The 20026-nt window shown below is 65.8% G+C and carries 13 protein-coding genes and 3 rRNA genes; 1 reads left to right on the top strand and 15 read right to left on the bottom strand.

The features are described from left to right. Position 1: 1 nt before the first annotated feature. The 8 genes from OG876_RS24430 to OG876_RS24395 all read right to left on the bottom strand — a co-directional run bounded on the left by OG876_RS24430 (position 2) and on the right by OG876_RS24395 (position 7942). Entirely contained in the window at positions 2 to 949 is a 948-nt protein-coding gene (locus OG876_RS24430; protein WP_328518947.1) for a copper transporter, read from the bottom strand. After that, positions 946 to 2127, bottom strand: a complete 1182-nt coding sequence (gene steA / locus OG876_RS24425) for a putative cytokinetic ring protein SteA (protein ID WP_328518946.1) — start codon at positions 2125 to 2127, stop codon at positions 946 to 948. The genes OG876_RS24430 and steA overlap by 4 nt, the downstream gene beginning before the upstream one ends. Before the next feature lie 128 nt (positions 2128 to 2255). Beyond that, positions 2256 to 3977 (bottom strand): DNA repair protein RecN, encoded by a 1722-nt coding sequence (gene recN, locus OG876_RS24420; RefSeq protein WP_328518945.1) that lies wholly within the window; start codon positions 3975 to 3977, stop codon positions 2256 to 2258. Positions 3978 to 3979: 2 nt separating this feature from the next. Continuing rightward, the gene (locus OG876_RS24415) at positions 3980 to 4915 is read right to left on the bottom strand and encodes an NAD kinase (protein ID WP_328518944.1); all 936 of its coding nucleotides are present in this window, start codon (positions 4913 to 4915) and stop codon (positions 3980 to 3982) included. Positions 4916 to 4930: 15 nt separating this feature from the next. After that, the gene (locus OG876_RS24410) at positions 4931 to 5746 is read right to left on the bottom strand and encodes a TlyA family RNA methyltransferase (protein WP_328518943.1); all 816 of its coding nucleotides are present in this window, start codon (positions 5744 to 5746) and stop codon (positions 4931 to 4933) included. After that, the gene (locus OG876_RS24405; RefSeq protein ID WP_328518942.1) at positions 5747 to 6241 is read right to left on the bottom strand and encodes a hypothetical protein; all 495 of its coding nucleotides are present in this window, start codon (positions 6239 to 6241) and stop codon (positions 5747 to 5749) included. It lies immediately after the preceding gene. 1 nt (position 6242) lies between these two features. Then, positions 6243 to 6728 (bottom strand): polyhydroxyalkanoate synthesis protein PhaF, encoded by a 486-nt coding sequence (locus OG876_RS24400; RefSeq protein WP_328518941.1) that lies wholly within the window; start codon positions 6726 to 6728, stop codon positions 6243 to 6245. 104 nt (positions 6729 to 6832) lie between these two features. Continuing rightward, a complete protein-coding gene (locus OG876_RS24395; RefSeq protein WP_328518940.1) occupies positions 6833 to 7942 on the bottom strand; it encodes an HAD-IIA family hydrolase in 1110 nt (369 codons plus the stop codon). A 24-nt stretch (positions 7943 to 7966) separates the two neighbouring features. Here OG876_RS24395 and OG876_RS24390 point away from each other — a divergent pair, with 24 nt between their 5' ends. Continuing rightward, entirely contained in the window at positions 7967 to 9136 is a 1170-nt protein-coding gene (locus tag OG876_RS24390) for a DUF1015 domain-containing protein (protein ID WP_328518939.1), read from the top strand. 4 nt (positions 9137 to 9140) lie between these two features. On the opposite strand, the gene OG876_RS24385 is transcribed toward OG876_RS24390, so the two are convergent. From OG876_RS24385 to tyrS, 7 genes are all read right to left on the bottom strand, one after another. Beyond that, positions 9141 to 10019, bottom strand: coding sequence for a CHAD domain-containing protein (locus tag OG876_RS24385; protein ID WP_328518938.1), 879 nt, complete (start codon positions 10017 to 10019; stop codon positions 9141 to 9143). A 54-nt stretch (positions 10020 to 10073) separates the two neighbouring features. Next, entirely contained in the window at positions 10074 to 10940 is an 867-nt protein-coding gene (locus tag OG876_RS24380) for a hypothetical protein (RefSeq protein WP_328518937.1), read from the bottom strand. After that, a complete protein-coding gene (locus OG876_RS24375; RefSeq protein WP_328518936.1) occupies positions 10937 to 12322 on the bottom strand; it encodes a hypothetical protein in 1386 nt (461 codons plus the stop codon). Before OG876_RS24375 ends, OG876_RS24380 begins: the two co-directional genes overlap by 4 nt. Before the next feature lie 340 nt (positions 12323 to 12662). Further along, positions 12663 to 12780 (bottom strand): 5S ribosomal RNA (gene rrf, locus OG876_RS24370). Between the two features lie 185 nt (positions 12781 to 12965). Continuing rightward, positions 12966 to 16089: ribosomal RNA gene (locus OG876_RS24365) — 23S ribosomal RNA — on the bottom strand. 491 nt (positions 16090 to 16580) lie between these two features. Continuing rightward, a 16S ribosomal RNA gene (locus OG876_RS24360) occupies positions 16581 to 18098 on the bottom strand. Together the 16S, 23S and 5S rRNA genes form the textbook arrangement of a ribosomal RNA operon. Before the next feature lie 567 nt (positions 18099 to 18665). Beyond that, positions 18666 to 19970 (bottom strand): tyrosine--tRNA ligase, encoded by a 1305-nt coding sequence (gene tyrS / locus OG876_RS24355; protein ID WP_328518935.1) that lies wholly within the window; start codon positions 19968 to 19970, stop codon positions 18666 to 18668. Positions 19971 to 20026 lie beyond the last annotated feature (56 nt).

The following is a 20026-nucleotide window of genomic DNA, read 5'->3' as shown; positions in this document are numbered from 1 at the left end:
GTCAGTTGTCCTTCGTCTGTACGGCCGACGGCGCGACGCCGTTCTTGGCGTCGACGGCGCCGTAGTGCCCCGCCTTGCCACTCGCCTGCTCGACCAGCGCGAAGACGACTGTCATCTGCCCGGAGGGGAGGTCGGCCACGTCCACCGAGGAAACGATCTTGGACGCGTCGGAGTCACTCCGCAAGGCCTTGATCAGACCGCCGTTCTGCGCGGTCTCCGGCGTACCGGCCACGACGACACCGCCGCTGCCCTCATCCAGACCCTGGATGAAGTCGACGGAGTCGTTGTACGTCGAGTTGTCCGGCGTCGGCGTCGGCGGCTTGGCGGCCACGACGACGATCAGACTGGCCCGGTCCTTGATCTGCGACGGCTTCAGCGACAACAGCTTCGCGCCGGTCAGTCCGCTGAGGATCTTGGTCGAGTCGGCGTCGGCGGGCTTGCCTTCCTCCTTGGCCGCGACCCCCCGGGCCAGGATCAGTCCGGCCCGCTGGTACGTCGTACTGTCGGCCGGGAACTGGATGTCCGCGGTGACGAGCTGGGTGACCAGCGACTCGACCAGCTGGCGCTGACCGGGGTCGAAGAGCTTGGCGTCCAGCGCCACCTTCGTGGTCACCTGGCCGCCGGCCTTCTCCAACTCGTCCTGGATCGACGTGGTCAGGTCGCCGTCGGCGTTCGGCATCGTGACGACCACGATCTTCTTGCCGGTCAGCTTGCCGTCGGTCAGCCCGGTCGTGACCTTGGCGACGAAGTCGTCGCGATACTTGTCCAGGGCCTTCACCTGGACCAGCTCGGCCCGCGCGTCGGCCAGCTGCTGCCGGTCCTTCTCGGCCTGGGCCTGGACGAGCTCGTTGCCGGCGCCCTTCAGCGGGCCGGAACCGAGCACCACACCGGCGCCCAGGGCGAAGAAGATCGCCACGATCGAGACGATGTGGTAGCGAAAGTCGATCACGTGAACAGCTCCCGGATCCAGTAGACGAAGTCGCTCCAGCGCGCCCGCAGGATCGACCAGAGCACGTCGTCGGCGCCGATCGCGACCAACGCCATGCCGAGTGCGAACAGGCCGGCCACGGCCAGCGCGACCACCTGGAAGGTCGACACACGGCTGCGGTACAGCCGGCCGACACCCTTGGCGTCCACCAGCTTGGCGCCGACCCGCAGCCGGGTGATGAAGGTGCTCGCCATCCCGGAGCGTCCCTTGTCGAGGAACTCCACCAGCGAGTTGTGCGTGCCGACCGCGACGATCAGCGAGGCACCCTTGGAGTCGGCCAGCAGCATCGCGACATCCTCGCTGGTGCCGGTGGCCGGGAACTCGATCGAGTCGACCCCGAGCCGCTCCAGCCGCTCCGAGCCGGGCGCGCGGCCGTCGCGGTACGCGTGCACGACGACCTCGGCGCCGCTCTTCAGCGTGTCGTCCCGCACCGAGTCCATGTCGCCGACGATCAGGTCCGGGGCGTACCCGTTCTCCACCAGAGCGTCGGCGCCGCCGTCGACCCCGATCAGCACCGGCCGGTACTCGCGGATGTACGACCGCAGGGCGACCAGGTCCTCGCGGTAGTCGTACCCGCGGACCACGATCAGCACGTGCTTGCCGTCCATCGGCGTGTGGATCTCGGGGACGCCGACACCGTCGAGGAGCAGGTCGCGTTCGCGCCGCAGGTACTCGAGGGTGTTGGCGGTGAAGGCCTCGAGCTGGCTGGACAGCCCCGACCGGGCCTCGTCCATCAACTCCGCGACAGTCTGGCTGTCCTGCGTGACGCCCTTGGCGACGACTTCCTCGCCGCGGTAGAGCGAGCCCTCGTGCAGCCGCACCCGCTCGCCCTCGTGCAGGATCGAGAACACCTCGCGGCCGACCCCGTCGACCAGCGGGATCCCGGCCTCGACGAGGATCTCCGGACCGAGGTTCGGATAGCGGCCGCTGATCGAGTCGGCGACGTTCACCACCGCGGCGACCTTGCAGTCGACGAGTGCCTCGGCGCTGACCCGGTCCAGATCGACATGGTCGATGACCGCGATCTCGCCCGGCTTCAGCCGTTTCGTGAGATTCTTGGTACGCCGATCGAGCCGGACCACTCCGGCGGTCCCGGGCAGTTCAGTAGGTCGCGCTCTCCGCAGGCTGGGCAGTTTCATCGCGCTCTCATCCTGCCATGTCAAGAGCCCCTTCCCTGGCCATTTACCCGGGCAGGCCCTTGTTCACGCACTGAAATAACAGTAACGCTGCGTCAAAATCGTCCTTTCGAACGACGTGCGGCCGGTATTCAGCGCTTCTTTCGCCGGGGTTTGTGGCGTTCCGCGGCGAGGGCGAGGAGTTCCTCCGCATGGGCCTGGGCGGCGTCGGAGTTCTCCAGGCCGGCCATCATCCGCGACAGTTCCTTCAACCGGGCATCGTCGTCGAGCGCGACCAGACCACTCGTCGTGACCGAGCCGTCGTCGCTCTTCAGCACCATGGCGTGACGGTCCGCGAACGCGGCCACCTGCGGCAGGTGCGTCACCACGATCACCTGGGTCTTCTCCGCCAGCCGGGCCAGCCGCTTGCCCACCTCGACCGCGGCGCGGCCGCCGATCCCGGCGTCGATCTCGTCGAACACCAGCGTCGGCACCGGGTGCGTGTCGGACAGGATCACCTCGAGCGCGAGCATCACCCGGGAGAGTTCACCACCGGACGCGGCCTTCTGCAGCGGGCGCGCCGGGCTCCCCGGGTTCGCCGCGAAGCAGAACTCGACCTCGTCGATCCCGAACGGTCCGGCGGTGGTCTCGTGCACCTCGACCGACAGCTTCGCGTGCGGCATCGCCAGACCGGTCAGCTCCTCGGACACCAGGACGCCGAGCCGCTCCGCGGCCTCGATCCGGGCCTCGCGCATCTGCCGGCCCAGGTCGGCGAGCCCCGCGTCCAGCTCAGCCAGCTCAGCGGTGAGCAATTCGACCCGCTCATCGCTACCGTCCAGCTCGGCCAGGCGAGTCGCGGACCGCTTCGTCCATTCGAGGACCTCGTCCACGGTGCCCTGCTCAGCGCCGTACTTGCGAACCAGACCGGTCAGCAACGATCGCCGCTCGCTCACCACCGCCAGCCGAGCCGGGTCGGTGTCGACATCAGCGGCGTACGACGACAGTTCGCCGGCCAGATCGGCGGCCAGGTACCCGAGCTCGCCGGCCCGGTCCGCCAGCTCGGCCAGCTTGGGGTCGTGCCGGCGCTCCGCATCCAGGACCTGCTTGGTCAGGGCGAGCAGCCCGATCACGTCGTTCGGCCGGGTGGAGTCCATGTCCTCGGTGGCGAGGGCGTCGGCTGCCGTGGTGGCCGCGGTCCGCAGGCCGTCGGCGTACGCGAGGCGGTCCTCCTCGGCGGCGAGCTCGATGTCCTCGCCCGGCAAGGGCTCGGCCTTCGCGACCTCGTCCAGGCCGAAGCGGAGCAGGTCCGCCTCGGCGAGGCGATCGCGTTGCCGGGTGGTCAGCTCGGTCAGCTCGGCCTCGACCTCGCGGTGCCGCTTGTAGGCCGCGGCGTACTCCTGCAGGGGCACGAGCAGGGGCTTGCCGGCGAACGTGTCCAGGGTTTCGCGTTGCCGCGCGGGCTGCAGCAGACGCCACTGGTCGGCCTGTCCGTGGATCGCGACCAGGTCGCCGGACACCTCACCCAGCACGGACACCGGGACGGACGCGCCGCCGAGGAACGCCCGGGACCGGCCCTCCGCGGAGAGCTCGCGGGCGATCAGCAACTCGTCGTCGTCCAGCTCACCGCCACGGTCCTCGGCCTGCTGCACGATCGACTTCGGTACGCCGCTGGCCCGGCCCTCGACCCGCGCCCGACGGGTGCCGTGCCGCACCAGGCCGCTGTCCGCCCGGCCGCCGAGCAGCATGTTCACCCCGGTCACGACCATCGTCTTGCCGGCCCCGGTCTCGCCGGTGACCGCGGTGAACCCCGGATCGAGGTCCAGCGTGGCGTCCTCGATCACGCCCAACCCGGTGATGCGGATTTCGGACAGCATGTCTAGGTCTCCTGTTGGGTGTTGCCGTTGCGTTTGCGTTCGGCGGCCCCACGCCAGCCGAGCACCGGGAGATCGAACTTCGCCACCAGCCGGTCGGTGAAGGGCGCCTCGTGCGCCCGGGCCAGCCGGACCGGGGTCGTTCCGCGCCGCACCTCGATCTCGGCGCCCGGCGGCACCTCGACCATCCGGCGGCCGTCACACCACAGCACACCGCGCCCGTGCCAGGACGGGATCAGCTCGATCGACAGCCGCGACGTCGGCGCCACCACGATCGGCCGCGAGAACAGCGCGTGCGCGCTGAGCGGCACCATCAGGATCGCCTCGACCTCGGGCCAGACGATCGGACCACCCGCGGAGAACGCGTACGCCGTACTCCCGGTGGGGGTCGCCACCACGACGCCGTCGCAGCCCCAGCGCGACAGCGGGCGGTCGTCGACCTCCACCAGCACCTCGAGCATCCGCTCGCGGGCCGCCTTCTCCACACTCGCCTCGTTCAGCGCCCAGGTGTCGAAGATCAGCTCGCCGGCCAGCCGGACCTCGACGGCCAGCGTCATCCGCTCCTCGACCGTGTAGCTGCGGTCCACCACCACCTGGACGATCCGCTCCAGGTCGTCCACCTCGGCCTCGGCCAGGAACCCGACGTGACCGAGATTCACGCCGAGCACCGGCGTACCGTGCGGGCGGGCCAGCTCGGCACCGCGCAGGATCGAGCCGTCGCCACCGAGCACCATGATCAGCTCGACGTCCAGCGCCGCCTTCTCGTGGTCGTCGACGGTCTCCACCGGGTCGAGCTTGAGCGCCTCGGCCTCGTCGCCGAGCAGCCGGACCTGCATGCCGGCGCCGGTCAGCAGCCGGTGTGCCTCGCGCGCCACCTCCACCGCCAGTTCCCGCCCGGTGTGCGTCACCAGCAGCACGCGCCGCGGCTCGTGCTCACCCACCTAGGACCCCACCTCTCACTGTGGACCATTCTGGATAGCGCTCTGGAGCATCGTCTCATCGAGGGGCGACGCTGATCGGCGTATCCACAGGAAGTATTCGACATTTCCTGACGGACCAGGCAATGGGCTGGCTGCGACGCCTGCGAGTCCCCAGCCGAGTTCCCGGGCCTTGGCCGCCACTCCGCGTACGGCGTCCGCGCGGAGCTCCGGGTCGCGGACCACGCCACCCTTCCCGAGCCGCTCCTTACCCACCTCGAACTGCGGCTTCACCATCAGCATCAGATCGCCGTCCGGCTTGACCACACCGATCAGCGCCGGCAGGACGAGCGTGAGCGAGATGAAGCTGAGGTCGCTGACGACCAGATCGACCGGTTCACCACCGATGTCGTCGAGGGTCAGCGTGCGGACGTTGGTCCGGTCCATCACCGTGACGCGCTCGTCGGTCTGCAACGACCACACCAGCTGGCCGTAGCCGACGTCGACGGCGATCACCTGAGCTGCTTCGTTGCGGAGCAGTACGTCGGTGAATCCGCCGGTGGACGCGCCCGCGTCGAGGCATCGGCGGCCCTTGACCTGCACCTGGTCGAAGGCTTCGAGGGCACCGATCAGCTTGTGCGCACCACGGCTCGCATAGCCGGGGTCGTCCGTCTCGGACGTGTCGACGAGGATCGGTGCGTCGGCGCCGACACCGGTCGCGGGCTTGGAGGCCACGGTCCCGGACACCTTCACCTTGCCGGCCGCGATCAGGTCGCTCGCGTGCTCACGAGACCGCGCGAGACCGCGTCGTACCAACTCGGCGTCGAGCCGCGATCGCTTGACTCCCTTGGCCACTCAGACCGTCTGGCCTCGGTCACCGTGCTCGGCGTCAGCCTCGACCAAGGCACTCTGCAGTCGCTCGTGCAGGTCGGCGTACACCTCGGCATGCTCGCTCACCGGCCGGTCGCGCAACTCGTCCAGCCGGGACATCGTCTCCTCCACGAGAGGATGCCCCTGCTCGCGCGGAGCGGGATCCTCGGCGGACTCGGCCAGGAAGGAGTGTTCGTGCTCCTGGCCCGGGGACCGCGCGAACTCGGGACCGAACTCCACCTCGGCCGGGTCCACATGCGCGTGCTCCTCAACCGTCTCAGCGGCGGCTGATTCGTCCAGCGACGCTTCGAAGGCTGCTTCGGTGTCGGCCTCGGCCTCGGCGTACGCGTGGTTCTGCGGGCCTGGTTCGGTGTCGTAGTCGGGGAGGGCGGGCGTTTCCTCGGACGGGTCGGGTGCGAAGCCCGGCTCGACGTCAGGGTCCACGTCCGGCGGGAACTGCTCGCCTGGATGCTCGGTCATGTCACGCCTTCTTCGCCGGCTTCTCGGCCGCCTTCTTCGCGGCCGGTGCCCTCTTCGCAGCCTTCTTCGCGGCCGCCTTCTTGGCGGCCTTGTGCGGCACCGGTGCCGACCAGTCGTCGTCCTCCAGCTCGTCACCGGCAGGCGCGGCAGCGGCGGGCGCGGTGCCGCGGGTCTCGGCGAGCTCACCCTCCAGCGCTCGCACCCGGCGGGTCAGCGCCGCGACCTCCTCGGCGCGGACGAACCCGAGCCGCGCGACCGCCCCCTCGACCTCGTTCGACACGATCGCCTGCAGGAGCTGACGGTTGCTCTTGCTGGTGGCAACGATCTCGTCGGTCAGCTCGCTCACCTTGCTGGTCAGCCCGGTCGTCAGCGAATCCGCGCCGGTCTGCTGCAGCAGCGCCTTCGCGGCCGCCTGGGCCTTCTGCCGGGTGACCTCGGTCAGCCCGCTCGCCAGCTGTACGTAGCCGCGCAGTGCGTCCAACACCATGACTGCCTCCTCGCTCGTCCCCAGCAACGGTATCGCCTCACCCCCGCAATACCACCCAGCCCCGCCCCCCAATGGCCCAACCCTCCAGCTGAGGGGGCATGCGGCTATTTGTCCAGGCCGACCCGGTGCAGGGCGGCGTCGATGGCGATCGTGCCGGGGGCCGGCGCGGGCTTCGGGAGCGGGCGACGGGTGCGACCGGCGGTCTTGGCCGGCTTCGGGGCCGGTCTCGCCGGCGCGTCGACCGCGGCCCACACCGCGGACAGGATCGCCCGCAGACCGTCGTACGGCGCGCCCTCGCCCTTCACCGACACGGCGTTGTTCACGACCTCGGCGGTCCAGCCCGCACATGTGTGCCGCGCACCGTCGACCGTCACGCCGGCCTGCTTCTCCGCGAGCGCACCCAGCCCGGCCGCGATGTACGTCGGCCGCTGGTCCTTCGGGGCACGGGCCAGGTCATGCGCGTCGTTCACACCCGTCGCGACCCACAGACTCGCGATCCCGACCGCGTGCGCCCCGGCGATGTCCGAGTCCAGCCGGTCCCCGATCATCAACGGACGCTGGGCTTTGAGCCGCTCGATGCTTGTCTCGAGCAACGGCGGCTCGGGCTTGCCGGCCACGACCGGATCCACATCGACAGCGGCGCGAATCGCCTGCACCAGGGTCCCGTTCCCCGGCGCCATCCCGGCCGCGGTCGGAATCGTCAGATCCAGATTGGTCGCGAACCACTTCGCGCCCTCGTGAATCGCGTGCGCGCCGTCCGCGAGCATCACCCAGTTCACATCCGGGTGAAACCCCTGGACGACGGCGACCGGCCGCGCGTCGCTGCTCCGGACGGGACTCAGCCCGTACTCCTCGAGGGCCGTGTACAGCCCTTCACCACCGACCACGAGCACCGGCGACCCCTTGGGGAACTCGCTCGCGATCAGCTTCGCCGCCGCCTGCGCGGACGTCACCACGTCGTCGGCGATCACATCCAGCCCGAACGACGCGAGGTGTTCGGCGACGACCCGCGCCGGCCGGCTCGCGTTGTTGGTGATGTAGCCGATCCGCATGCCTTCCTTGGCAGCTTTCCGAAGGTTCTCGGGCGCGTCCGGGACCGGATCCGGGCCGACGTACACGACCCCGTCCAGGTCGAGCAGGGCCACGTCGTACCGGCTGGCGAGGGGTTCGTCACACGCCGAGAGCGGTGCGGGCGCTTTCCGTTCCGTGGTCATGCTTCCCCCCGTACGATTCCGCCCATGCCATCAAGCGGGCCGGACTCGAGGGGCGCCCTGCGGCTCGACCCGCTGCGCGCGTGGCGGTTCGTGGCCGGCAAGGTGAGCGCGCTCGGTGCCGTCACGTCACCGCCGTACGACGTGCTGGAACCCGCCCTGGTCCGGCGGCTGACTGACTCTGATCTGCACAACATGGTGAGGCTCATCCTTCCACGCGATCCGGACCTGGGCCCCGGCCGGTACGACGAACCCGCGCGACGGCTGACCGGGTGGCAACGCGACGGCGTGGTGGTACAGGATCCGCGGCCCGCGCTGTACGTGTACGAGCAGCAACTGGGGAGCGCCGTACTGTGCGGACTGGTCGGCTCACTCGGCCTGGATCCGGCGAGGCGAGTGGTGCTGCCCCACGAGAATGTGATGCCGCACTGGGTGGACGACCGGCTCGAACTGATGGAAGCGACCGACGCCGACCTGGAGCCCATCCTGCTCGCGTACGGCGATGGTGGCGCAGCGAGTGATGCGGTGGACAACGCACGCTCTGGTGAGCCATGGGTCGTCGCTGACACCTACAACGGCGCACATCATCGGATCTGGCGGATCGAGGACCCTTCGACGCTGGCGATGATCGCAGCGGAACTGGCTCAGCACGAGGCGCTGATCGCGGACGGCCACCATCGCTATGCGGCGTACCTGGAACGGCAGCGGCGTGAACCGACCCGCCCGAGTGCAGAGGTCGGGCTGGCGATGCTGGTCGACTACAACCGCCACCCACTCACGTTGGATCCGATCCACCGCGTCGTACCGGGGCTGGACCTCGCCACTGTCCAGACGCGTACGCCGGAGGGCTGGCAGGTGCTGCCTGGTCGAGTGGAGCACGTGCCAGACCGGATTGCCGTGACGGATGGGGCGAGCTGGGTGACTCTGCGCTCCACGCGCGGACAGGAGGCTCCGACCGTCTCGATGCTTCACGACCTGCTGCTGCCGGCCTGGGGAGTGGTTGAGGCGGACATCAGCTTCCACCACACCCTTCAGGACGCGGTGGCACTCGCTGGGCCTCAGCAGGCGGCTGTGGAGCTCGTCGCGCCTCGGATGGATCAGGTACTACGGTCAGCCGTGCGGGGCGCCGTACTGCCGCAAAAGGCGACGTCGTTCGGCCCTAAGCCTCGGGTGGGGCTGCTGTTCCGGACGCTGTGAGCTGTCAGGGCCGGTGGTACAGGCTGAGGAACTCCTCGCGGAGTGGCCTGCGAGCGGCCCGGTGGCGCTCTGTCAGGCGTCCGAGGGTGAAGGACAGCTCTGGGTCGTCCTGAGCGGCTGCATCCTCGGCCATGGCGGTCAGAGCATCGGCCGCGGCGCAGTGGTCCTGGTGCTGGCCCAGTAGCTCTTGATATTTGGCTGCTTGGGTTGCGGTGGCTTTGGCCTCGTCACCGAGCACGGAGGCGCTGGTGTCGGCGGCGTACCGGACGCGCTTCGCCAACAGCCTCACCTCGTGCCAGTCGTCGTCCGGAGTCCAGGGCTTCAGCTTGTTCGCCTCTTGGGTGAACTTGAGGTTGGCGGCATCCAGGAGCTCGGGCAGGACCTCGCCGCACGGCTTGGCGGCCGTTGGTTTGAGGTCCGGCGCTGCGGCGACTGCTTCGAGTGTCTCGAGCAGTTCCGCGGTGCTCGCCCCCAGCACCACCTCGGCCGATCGTGCCGAGGCACGGTCCAGCCCGACGGTGAGCGTCGTCAGGATCGTCTCGACGTGCTCTTCGTCGTCCTCACTGTTCGCGGTCTCGCGCACCAGCGCGGCGATCACTTCCAGATCCCGGGTTTCACCGCACGCCTGGGCCAGGGCGGCCAGGTCGCTGCGCAACTCGCCGGCCCAGTCGCCCGCCAGCAGCTTCCGGAACAGCTTCAGGTCGCTCCGCAATCGCCGGCACGACACCCGCACCTGATGGATGGCGTCGTCCTCGCCCTTCTCCACCATCAGCACCGCACCCTGGAGCCGGGTAGCGCCCTTCGCAAGCGCGCTACCCACCAGCACCCGAACCGGAGCCTCAGCCCCCAGCGGCTCGCCCACCCCACCCACGCTCTCCGTCATCGCCCCATTCTCCCCCGCGCGAGCAGAACGCGGCTGTACGTCGAGCGCGCTGTCTTATTCCTCCGGCTTGTCGTCCTCCGCAGGCGCGTCCGCCAGAGCGTCTTCCTCCTCGGCCAGGGCGTCTTCCTCCTCGGCCAGGGCGTCTTCCTCCTCGGCCAGGGCGTCTTCCTCCTCGGCCAGGGCGTCTTCCTCCTCGGCCAGGGCGTCTTCCTCCTCGGCCAGGGCGTCTTCCTCCTCGGCCAGGGCGTCTTCCTCCTCGAAGTACTCGTCGTCCACGACTGTGTCGTCTTCGTCGAGGTCGGTGAACTCGAGGCCTTCGAGCCGGGCAGCACGTTCGGCAGCGCCGGTGACACCGTCCGCGTCGACGCCGGCCGCCCGGTGGAACCAGATGAGCGCCTCTTCCGTGCGCCCAGCCGCCTCGAGCGCGTCGGCGTACGCATAGCGCAGCCGCGGCAACCACTCGGCCCGCGTCCGCTTGGTCAGCTCCGGCACCTCGAGCGTCTGGATCGCCGCCGCCGTCTGCCCCATGTCGCGCCGCGCACCGGCCGCCACGATCAGCAGCTCGATCTGCGTACCCTCCGACAGTTCGCGGACATGCTTGTCCTTCGTCAGCGCCAGCGCCTTGTCCGGCCGCCCGAGCGCGCGCTCGCAGTCAGCCATCATCGCGAGCACCTCGTGGTTCCCGGTCATCCGCCGGACCGCCCGGAACTCCGTCAGTGCCTCGTCATAATGCTCAGCCAGGTACGCCGTGATCGCCACAGCCTCCCGTACGCCGCCGAGCCGCGCAGCCAATCGCCGCGCCGTCCGGGCATGCTGATACGCCCGCTCCGGATCGTCGTCGAGGAACCGCCCCGACGCGACCAGATGCTGGGCGACCAGATCCGCCAGACTCCGCGGCAACGACCGCAGCTCGGCCTTCACCGAACGGTCGAGCTCAGCCCCGGTGATCCCTTCCGGAATGGCCGGATCGTCCCGGCGCGGCCCAACCTTCTCCTCGCCCCGGTCATCCCGCCGAGGCCCACCGCGCCGCTCGTCCCGGTCGTCCCGTCGCGGCCCCGAACGCCCACGCGAGTCGCCACCACGCTCATCCCGCCGGAACGCCCCACGCTCACCCCGAGCCGGCCCGCTCCCCCGCGCCGCACCCCGGTACCCATCCCGAGCCGGCCGCTCATCCCGACCACCCCGGTCATCCCGCTGATACCCACTACGCTCATCGCGCCCACCACGCTCGTCACGCCCACCCCGCGAATAACCGCCGCCACCGGAACGCTCATTCCGGTATCCGCCACGTTCCCCACCTGCCGAACGCTCGTCACGCCGGTACCCGCCACGATCGCCACCACCGGAACGCTCATCACTCCGATAGCCACCGCGATCGCCACCACCCGAGCGCTCGTCACGCCGGTATCCACCGCGCTCGCCACCACCGGAACGCTCGTCACGCCGGTATCCACCGCGCTCGCCACCACCGGAACGGTCATTACTCCGGTAGCCGCCACGGTCCCCACCACCGGACCGGTCATCGCTCCGGTAGCCGCCGCGATCGCCACTGCCGGAACGCTCGCTGCCCCGGTAGCCGCCGCGGTCGCCGCCTGTGGAGCGCTCATCGCTGCGATAGCCTCCGCGGTCGGCGCCGGCGCGCTCGTCGCGGCGGGGACCGCCGCGGTCGTCGCGTCCAGACCGGTCGTCCCTGCGGTAGGTACCGCGATCAGCCGGCCGCTCGTCCCGCCGGAAGCCGCTCTCGTCCCGTCGGGGACCACCACGGCCCGCACTCCCACGGTCGTCACGTCCCTCGGGGCGGCGGTAACCACCGGCTCGGTCATCACGACCGGCGCCACGACCACCGGCACCCCGGTCATCGCGCTGCTCACGATCGGACAACTGCCCACGGAACGGATCCCGCTCAGCCTTGTCATCACCCCGCGCCCCGGCATACCCGCGCCGGTTGTCGTACCGGTTCTCGTCACGATCCCCGGAACGCCCGTCGCGCGATCCACCACGCGGTCCACCCGTCCGCGGTCCGTCCCCACGGCCGGACGGTCCCCGATACCCACCGGAAGACTGCCCACCGCCAGAACCACCGCGTCCACCGGCACCACCCGACCGCCCAGCACCGCCGGGCCCAGAACGCCCAGCGCCAGAACCGCCGGCACCACCTGATCGCCCGGATCCACCGGAACCAGCTCGCCCGGAGCCGCCAGCGCCACCAGAGCGTCCGGCACCGCCAGAACCACCTGACCGCCCGGCACCACCAGAACCGCCGGATCGGCCGGCGCCCGCACCGGATCGCCCGCCGCTTCCACCGGACCGTCCGCCGCCAGAGCTCGAGCGCCCGGCGCCGAAGTCCGAACGGCCGCCCGCGGAGTCAGACCGGCCGCCTCCAGAGCGACCGGAACCTCCGGCGCCACCGGAGGAACCACGACGGTCCCCCGAGCCGGAGTGAGAATTGTGAGGTGGCGTAGCCACGGTGACTCCTAACGATGCTGTGCAGACGATGCAGTGGTGCGGTAACCGCACAAACCTACCGCCACCCACGCCGGACAGCCCCATCGAGGGCTCCCGTGGACATGGCGGTGCGGGCCGAGAAGATCCGGACAAAATGTTAAGGGCCACCCCGGTGGGGTGGCCCTTAACAGTGTGAATGTCCGGCGGCGTCCTACTCTCCCACGATCTCCCGATCGCAGTACCATCGGCGCTGTCGGGCTTAACTTCCAGGTTCGGAATGGAGACTGGGTGTTTCCCCGACGCTATGGCCACCGAAACTCTATAGAAATATCAACCAACCATCCTGCCAAGCCACAAACCCACCCGCCGGCGTTAACCGGACCGGGGTTTGGTGGGCTGGGGTTGACCGTATTTCGGGAACCGTACAGTGGACGCGAAGACTTCTCTCAGTTACGTAGCGCAGTCTATCTAGGGGCTTGTTACCCACCAGGGGTGGGTGTGTGTGACAAGCCCTCGGCCTATTAGTACCAGTCAGCTCCACACGTTGCCGTGCTTCCACTTCTGGCCTATCAACCCAGTGGTCTACTGGGGGCCTTACCCGGTTAACCCGGTGGGAGACCTCATCTTGAAGCGTGCTTCCCGCTTAGATGCTTTCAGCGGTTATCACTCCCGAACGTAGCCAACCAGCCGTGCTCCTGGCGGAACAACTGGCACACCAGAGGTTCGTCCACCCCGGTCCTCTCGTACTAGGGGCAGCCCTTCTCAAGTCTCCTGCGCGCGCAGCGGATAGGGACCGAACTGTCTCACGACGTTCTAAACCCAGCTCGCGTGCCGCTTTAATGGGCGAACAGCCCAACCCTTGGGACCTACTCCAGCCCCAGGATGCGACGAGCCGACATCGAGGTGCCAAACCATCCCGTCGATATGGACTCTTGGGGAAGATCAGCCTGTTATCCCCGGGGTACCTTTTATCCGTTGAGCGACGGTGCTCCCACATGCCACCGCCGGATCACTAGTTCCGACTTTCGTCCCTGCTCGACATGTCTGTCTCACAGTCAAGCTCCCTTGTGCACTTACACTCGACACCTGATTGCCAACCAGGCTGAGGGAACCTTTGAGCGCCTCCGTTACCTTTTAGGAGGCGACCGCCCCAGTCAAACTACCCACCAGGCACTGTCCCTGATCCGGATAACGGACCAAAGTTAGACAGCCAGAACAACCAGAGTGGTATTTCAACGATGACTCCACCCGAACTGGCGTCCGAGCTTCACAGTCTCCCACCTATCCTACACAAGTTGTACCGACCACCAATACCAAGTTGTAGTAAAGGTCCCGGGGTCTTTCCGTCCTGCTGCGCGTAACGAGCATCTTTACTCGTAATGCAATTTCGCCGAGTCCACGGTTGAGACAGCGCCCAAGTCGTTACGCCATTCGTGCAGGTCGGAACTTACCCGACAAGGAATTTCGCTACCTTAGGATGGTTATAGTTACCACCGCCGTTTACTGGCGCTTAAGTTCAAAGCTTCGCCGGCCGAAACCAGCTAACCTGTCCCCTTAACGTTCCAGCACCGGGCAGGCGTCAGTCCGTATACATCGAATTACTTCTTCGCACGGACCTGTGTTTTTAGTAAACAGTCGCTTGGGCCTGGTCTCTGCGGCCATCACCGCGTCGGTGAGCAAGTCACCTAACGGATCCGGCCCCCCTTCTCCCGAAGTTACGGGGGCATTTTGCCGAGTTCCTTAACCATGGTTCACTCGATCGCCTCGGTATTCTCTACCTGATCACCTGTGTCGGTTTGGGGTACGGGCGGCTCTAACACTCACTGCGAAGTTTTTCTCGGCAGCATGGGATCATCCACTTCCCCTAAACGGGTCCGCCTCGGCTCTCAGGCACATGAGACACGGATTTGCCTATGCCTCGCCCTACCACCTTGCCCGCGGATCAGCTTGCGCCTACCATCGCCGCGGTTGGACTACCCTCCTGCGTCACTCCTCAATGCACCTACTACCACCTCGGGTCAAACCGTCCACCACTCCGCCCGAAGGCATCACGGCTTCTGGTCCTTAGCATCAGCGGGTTCGGTCGGGTCGTGTTAATGCCGGTACGGGAATATCAACCCGTTGTCCATCGACTACGCCTGTCGGCCTCGCCTTAGGTCCCGACTTACCCAGGGCAGATTAGCTTGACCCTGGAACCCTTGATCATCCGGCGGACGGGTTTCTCACCCGTCATTCGCTACTCATGCCTGCATTCTCACTCGTGCAGCATCCACAACTCCATCACTAGGCTGCTTCACACGCTGCACGACGCTCCCCTACCCATCCACACACCTGGACACAGAACAAGTCCGTGCCTGGTACGAGTGTGAATGCCACAGCTTCGGCGGATTGCTTGAGCCCCGCTACATTGTCGGCGCGGAATCACTTGACCAGTGAGCTATTACGCACTCTTTCAAGGGTGGCTGCTTCTAAGCCAACCTCCTGGTTGTCTGGGCAACTCCACATCCTTTTCCACTTAGCAATCGCTTAGGGGCCTTAGCTGGTGATCTGGGCTGTTTCCCTCTCGACTACGGAGCTTATCCCCCGCAGTCTCACTGCCGCGCTCTCACTTACCGGCATTCGGAGTTTGGCTGATTTCGGTAAGCCGGTAAGCCCCCTAGACCATCCAGTGCTCTACCTCCGGTAAGAAACACGCGACGCTGCACCTATATGCATTTCGGGGAGAACCAGCTATCACGGAGTTTGATTGGCCTTTCACCCCTATCCACAGGTCATCCCCCAGGTTTTCAACCCTGGTGGGTTCGGTCCTCCACGCGGTCTTACCCACGCTTCAACCTGCCCATGGATAGATCACTCCGCTTCGGGTCTAGAGCATGCGACTAAAGCGCCCTATTCAGACTCGCTTTCGCTACGGCTACCCCACACGGGTTAACCTCGCCACACACCACTAACTCGCAGGCTCATTCTTCAAAAGGCACGCCGTCACACCCCACAAGGAGATGCTCCGACGGATTGTAGGCAACCGGTTTCAGGTACTATTTCACTCCCCTCCCGGGGTACTTTTCATCTTTCCCTCACGGTACTAGTCCGCTATCGGTCACCAAGAAGTATTTAGGCTTAGCGGGTGGTCCCGCCAGATTCACACGGGATTTCAAGAGTCCCGTGCTACTTGGGAAAACACTCAAGAGTCACTGTCTTACGCCTACAGGGCTATAACCCACTACGGCTCAACATTCCAGAAGATTCGACTTCAACAGCGATTTATAACTCTCCGGTCTCACGGCATTAAGACCCGAATGCTCCCACAACCCCATATACGCAACGCACGCCGGCTATCACACGCACATGGTTTAGCCTCATCCGCTTTCGCTCGCCACTACTCACGGAATCACTATTGTTTTCTCTTCCTGCGGGTACTGAGATGTTTCACTTCCCCGCGTTCCCTCCAGAACCCTATGTGTTCAGGCACTGGTAACTGGCTTTAGAATGCCAGCTGGGTTTCCCCATTCGGACACCCCCGGATCACAGCTCGGTTGCCAACTCCCCGGGGCTTATCGCAGGCTCCAACGTCCTTCATCGGCTCTTGGTACCAAGACATCCACCGATTGCCCTTAGTAGCTTGTCACAAAAACAAACAACAAAAGACAAAATTACGCTACAAAGAGATGCTCGCGTCCACTATACAGTTCTCAAAATACGGGCAGGAACACCAGCCCCAAAACCACCACCTACCGAGTGAACACCCAGCCCCAGGGAAACAACCCACCCAGAACAAGACACCCACACCAACGGTTTGGTGAGAGCCGGCCCCAGCCACCACACCCAACCAACACTCTGGTCGAGCAGTGACCCAGAAAAACCAGATCCAACCCCCCAGACATCACGTCCAGTGAGCCGGGCCCGATTTCTCAGGACCCAACAGCGCGCCTCGGCCTTTCACTCTTCGCTGCTCCACGTTCCACACCCACAAGTGGGTAGTACTAGCTTCGCTGCTCGAGATCCTGGCCTAATGGTCAATGTTCCACATTCCGAAGCACCGTCGCCCTGGAACGGACGTCCAGGAAACGACGAGTAGACACCAGACCCTTACGGGAACCTGGCGTCAATGCTCCTTAGAAAGGAGGTGATCCAGCCGCACCTTCCGGTACGGCTACCTTGTTACGACTTCGTCCTAATCGCCAGCCCCACCTTCGACGGCTCCCTCCACAAGGGTTAGGCCACCGGCTTCGGGTGTTGCCGACTTTCATGACGTGACGGGCGGTGTGTACAAGGCCCGGGAACGTATTCACCGCAGCGTTGCTGATCTGCGATTACTAGCGACTCCGACTTCATGGGGTCGAGTTGCAGACCCCAATCCGAACTGAGACCGGCTTTTTGGGATTCGCTCCACTTTGCAGTTTCGCAGCCCTTTGTACCGGCCATTGTAGCATGCGTGAAGCCCTGGACATAAGGGGCATGATGACTTGACGTCATCCCCACCTTCCTCCGAGTTGACCCCGGCAGTCTCCTATGAGTCCCCACCATAACGTGCTGGCAACATAGGACGAGGGTTGCGCTCGTTGCGGGACTTAACCCAACATCTCACGACACGAGCTGACGACAGCCATGCACCACCTGTATAGGACCCTTACGGACCCCGCATCTCTGCGAGATTTCCCTATATGTCAAACCCAGGTAAGGTTCTTCGCGTTGCATCGAATTAATCCGCATGCTCCGCCGCTTGTGCGGGCCCCCGTCAATTCCTTTGAGTTTTAGCCTTGCGGCCGTACTCCCCAGGCGGGGCGCTTAATGCGTTAGCTGCGGCACGGAGGACGTGGAATGTCCCCCACACCTAGCGCCCAACGTTTACGGCGTGGACTACCAGGGTATCTAATCCTGTTCGCTACCCACGCTTTCGCTCCTCAGCGTCAGGTAAGGCCCAGAGAGCCGCCTTCGCCACCGGTGTTCTTCCTGATATCTGCGCATTCCACCGCTACACCAGGAGTTCCGCTCTCCCCTGCCTACCTCTAGTCTGCCCGTATCGGAAGCAGGCTCGGAGTTAAGCTCCGAGTTTTCACTCCCGACGTGACGAACCGCCTACGAGCCCTTTACGCCCAATAATTCCGGACAACGCTCGGACCCTACGTATTACCGCGGCTGCTGGCACGTAGTTGGCCGGTCCTTCTTCTGCAGGTACCGTCACTCTCGCTTCGTCCCTGCTGAAAGAGGTTTACAACCCGAAGGCCGTCATCCCTCACGCGGCGTTGCTGCGTCAGACTTTCGTCCATTGCGCAATATTCCCCACTGCTGCCTCCCGTAGGAGTCTGGGCCGTGTCTCAGTCCCAGTGTGGCCGGTCGCCCTCTCAGGCCGGCTACCCGTCGAAGCCTTGGTAGGCCATTACCCCACCAACAAGCTGATAGGCCGCGAGCCCATCCCCAACCGCCAGAACTTTCAACCACAAACCATGAAGCCTATGGTCATATCCGGTATTAGACCCCGTTTCCGAGGCTTATCCCAAAGTTGAGGGTAGGTTGCTCACGTGTTACTCACCCGTTCGCCGCTCGTGTACCCCCGAAGGGGCCTTACCGCTCGACTTGCATGTGTTAAGCACGCCGCCAGCGTTCGTCCTGAGCCAGGATCAAACTCTCCGTTGAAAAATATGACAAACCGGAAAACCGGTGAGTCGACACATCGAGTGATCCTCTGAACATCAGAAACAAATCAAACTGACTTGAATCCAGAAAATATTTCAAAGGAATCCGACACAGAACAACAGACAACCACCCACCCAAACCTCGAAGAGATCCAGGCAGAAAAAGGTCACCCAATGCCTGTGTACGGGGTTAATGCAATTTCGGCATTGACTTTCGGCACGCTGTTGAGTTCTCAAAAATCGGACGCACACCGCGTCCCAGCCTTTCAGCTGAGGACTCCGGGGCAACCTGCGTTACTCTACCGGAGCAGATCCACCGAGTCAAGTCCCAGCTTTTCCGCTCACCCGCCGCGTCTGAGCCGCCGACCCGAGTCCGAGGACACGTTTCGGCTGAGCTAGCCTTGGGGGGTTCGGAGCGACCGGCCGCTCTCGCGTCCCGCGCCTCGCTCCAACAAGAGGAACATTACGTGGCTCGCAGGTAGCCGGTCAAATCGGTTCCCGGTGGGCAGGATCACACGGTTGTAATTTGCTCTCGGCAACCCAGATGTGGGAGTGGAGCAGACCGCTGTCAGTCCTGCGGCCGCGAGGTCAGAACGCCTGCAAACGAACGCTTCCCGCGGCGCAGCACCAGCACTCCCCCGGGCAGCAGATCGTCCGTGCCAGGCACGTACTCGGCGTCCTTCACCTTCTCGTTGTTGAGGTACCCACCGCCTTCGGCGACCGTCCGCCGCGCAGCCGACTTGCTGGCAACCAGTCCCGCCTTCACCAGCAGATCGCCGTACGTCGGCATCGGTTCGCCGGCGCCTAGTTCGACATGGGGTGCTTCGCGCAGTGCGGCGACGAGGGTGGAGCCGTCGAGGGACGCGAGCTCCCCCTGGCCGAAGAGCGCCCTGGATGCCTCCTGGACTCTCCTCGTCTCCTCAGCGCCGTGCACCAGCGTCGTGACGTCCTCCGCGAGTACACGCTGCGCCTCACGGGCCTGTGGACGTTCCATCGTCGCCTGCTCGAGGGCTGCGATCTCATCCACCGTGCGGAACGTGTAGAACCGCACCAGCTGCATCACGTCGCGGTCGTCGCTGTTGAACCAGAACTGGTAGAAGGCGTACGGCGACGTCAGCTCCCGATCCAGCCACACCGAGCCGGACTCCGTCTTCCCGAACTTCGTCCCGTCGGCCTTGGTCACCAGCGGCGTGGCCAATGCGTGCGCTTTGCCCGCGTCAGTACGGCGGATCAGCTCGACGCCTGCGGTCAGGTTCCCCCACTGGTCGCTGCCGCCGGTCTGCAGCGTGCAGTTGAAGCGCCGGTACAGCTCCAGGTAGTCCAACGACTGCAGCAGCACGTAGCTGAACTCCGTGTAGCTGATCCCCTGCTCCAACCGAGCCTTCACCACCTCGCGGCCGAGCATGCGGTTCACCGGGAAGTGCTTGCCGATGTCCCGCAGGAAGTCGAGCGTGTTGAGGTCCTTGGTCCAGTCGTAGTTGTTGACGATCCGGGCCGGGTTCGGCAGCGCCGGGTCGAAGTCCACGAACTTCTCCACCTGACTGCGGACCCGCTCGACCCACTGGTGGACGACGTCCTTGGGGTTCAGCACCCGCTCGGAGCTCTCCTTGGGGTCGCCGATCAGGCCGGTGGCGCCACCGACGAGGCCGATGGGGTTGTGGCCGGCCAGCTGGAGCCGTCGGAGCGTCAGCAGCTGCAGCAGGTTGCCCATGTGCAGGCTGGGTGCGGTGGGGTCGAAGCCGACATAGGAGGTGATCGGTCCCGCCGCCATCGAGGCCCGCAGGGCGTCCGGGTCGGTGGAGTGGGCGATCAGGCCACGGCTGTCCAGGTCATCCAGCACCTGGGTGCGGCGTGCGGTCCCGCTGTCGGTCACTTGGCTCTCCTTGAGTACGTCGGTCAGCTACAAGTGTCCTGTATTCGAGCCGACGA

Source organism: Kribbella sp. NBC_00359, from assembly GCF_036097425.1.
Lineage (GTDB): Bacteria > Actinomycetota > Actinomycetes > Propionibacteriales > Kribbellaceae > Kribbella.
This window is presented reverse-complemented; position numbering and strand designations above follow the sequence as displayed.

Excerpts from the sequence above, each read along its gene's own strand:
- OG876_RS24395 (WP_328518940.1), bottom strand. The coding sequence starts at position 7,942 with ATGACCACGGAACGGAAAGCGCCCGCACCGCTCTCGGCGTGTGACGAA.
- recN (WP_328518945.1), bottom strand. The coding sequence starts at position 3,977 with ATGCTGTCCGAAATCCGCATCACCGGGTTGGGCGTGATCGAGGACGCC.
- steA (WP_328518946.1), bottom strand. The coding sequence starts at position 2,127 with ATGAAACTGCCCAGCCTGCGGAGAGCGCGACCTACTGAACTGCCCGGG.
- OG876_RS24400 (WP_328518941.1), bottom strand. The coding sequence starts at position 6,728 with ATGGTGTTGGACGCACTGCGCGGCTACGTACAGCTGGCGAGCGGGCTG.
- OG876_RS24385 (WP_328518938.1), bottom strand. The coding sequence starts at position 10,019 with ATGACGGAGAGCGTGGGTGGGGTGGGCGAGCCGCTGGGGGCTGAGGCT.
- OG876_RS24390 (WP_328518939.1), top strand. The coding sequence starts at position 7,967 with ATGCCATCAAGCGGGCCGGACTCGAGGGGCGCCCTGCGGCTCGACCCG.
- OG876_RS24405 (WP_328518942.1), bottom strand. The coding sequence starts at position 6,241 with ATGACCGAGCATCCAGGCGAGCAGTTCCCGCCGGACGTGGACCCTGAC.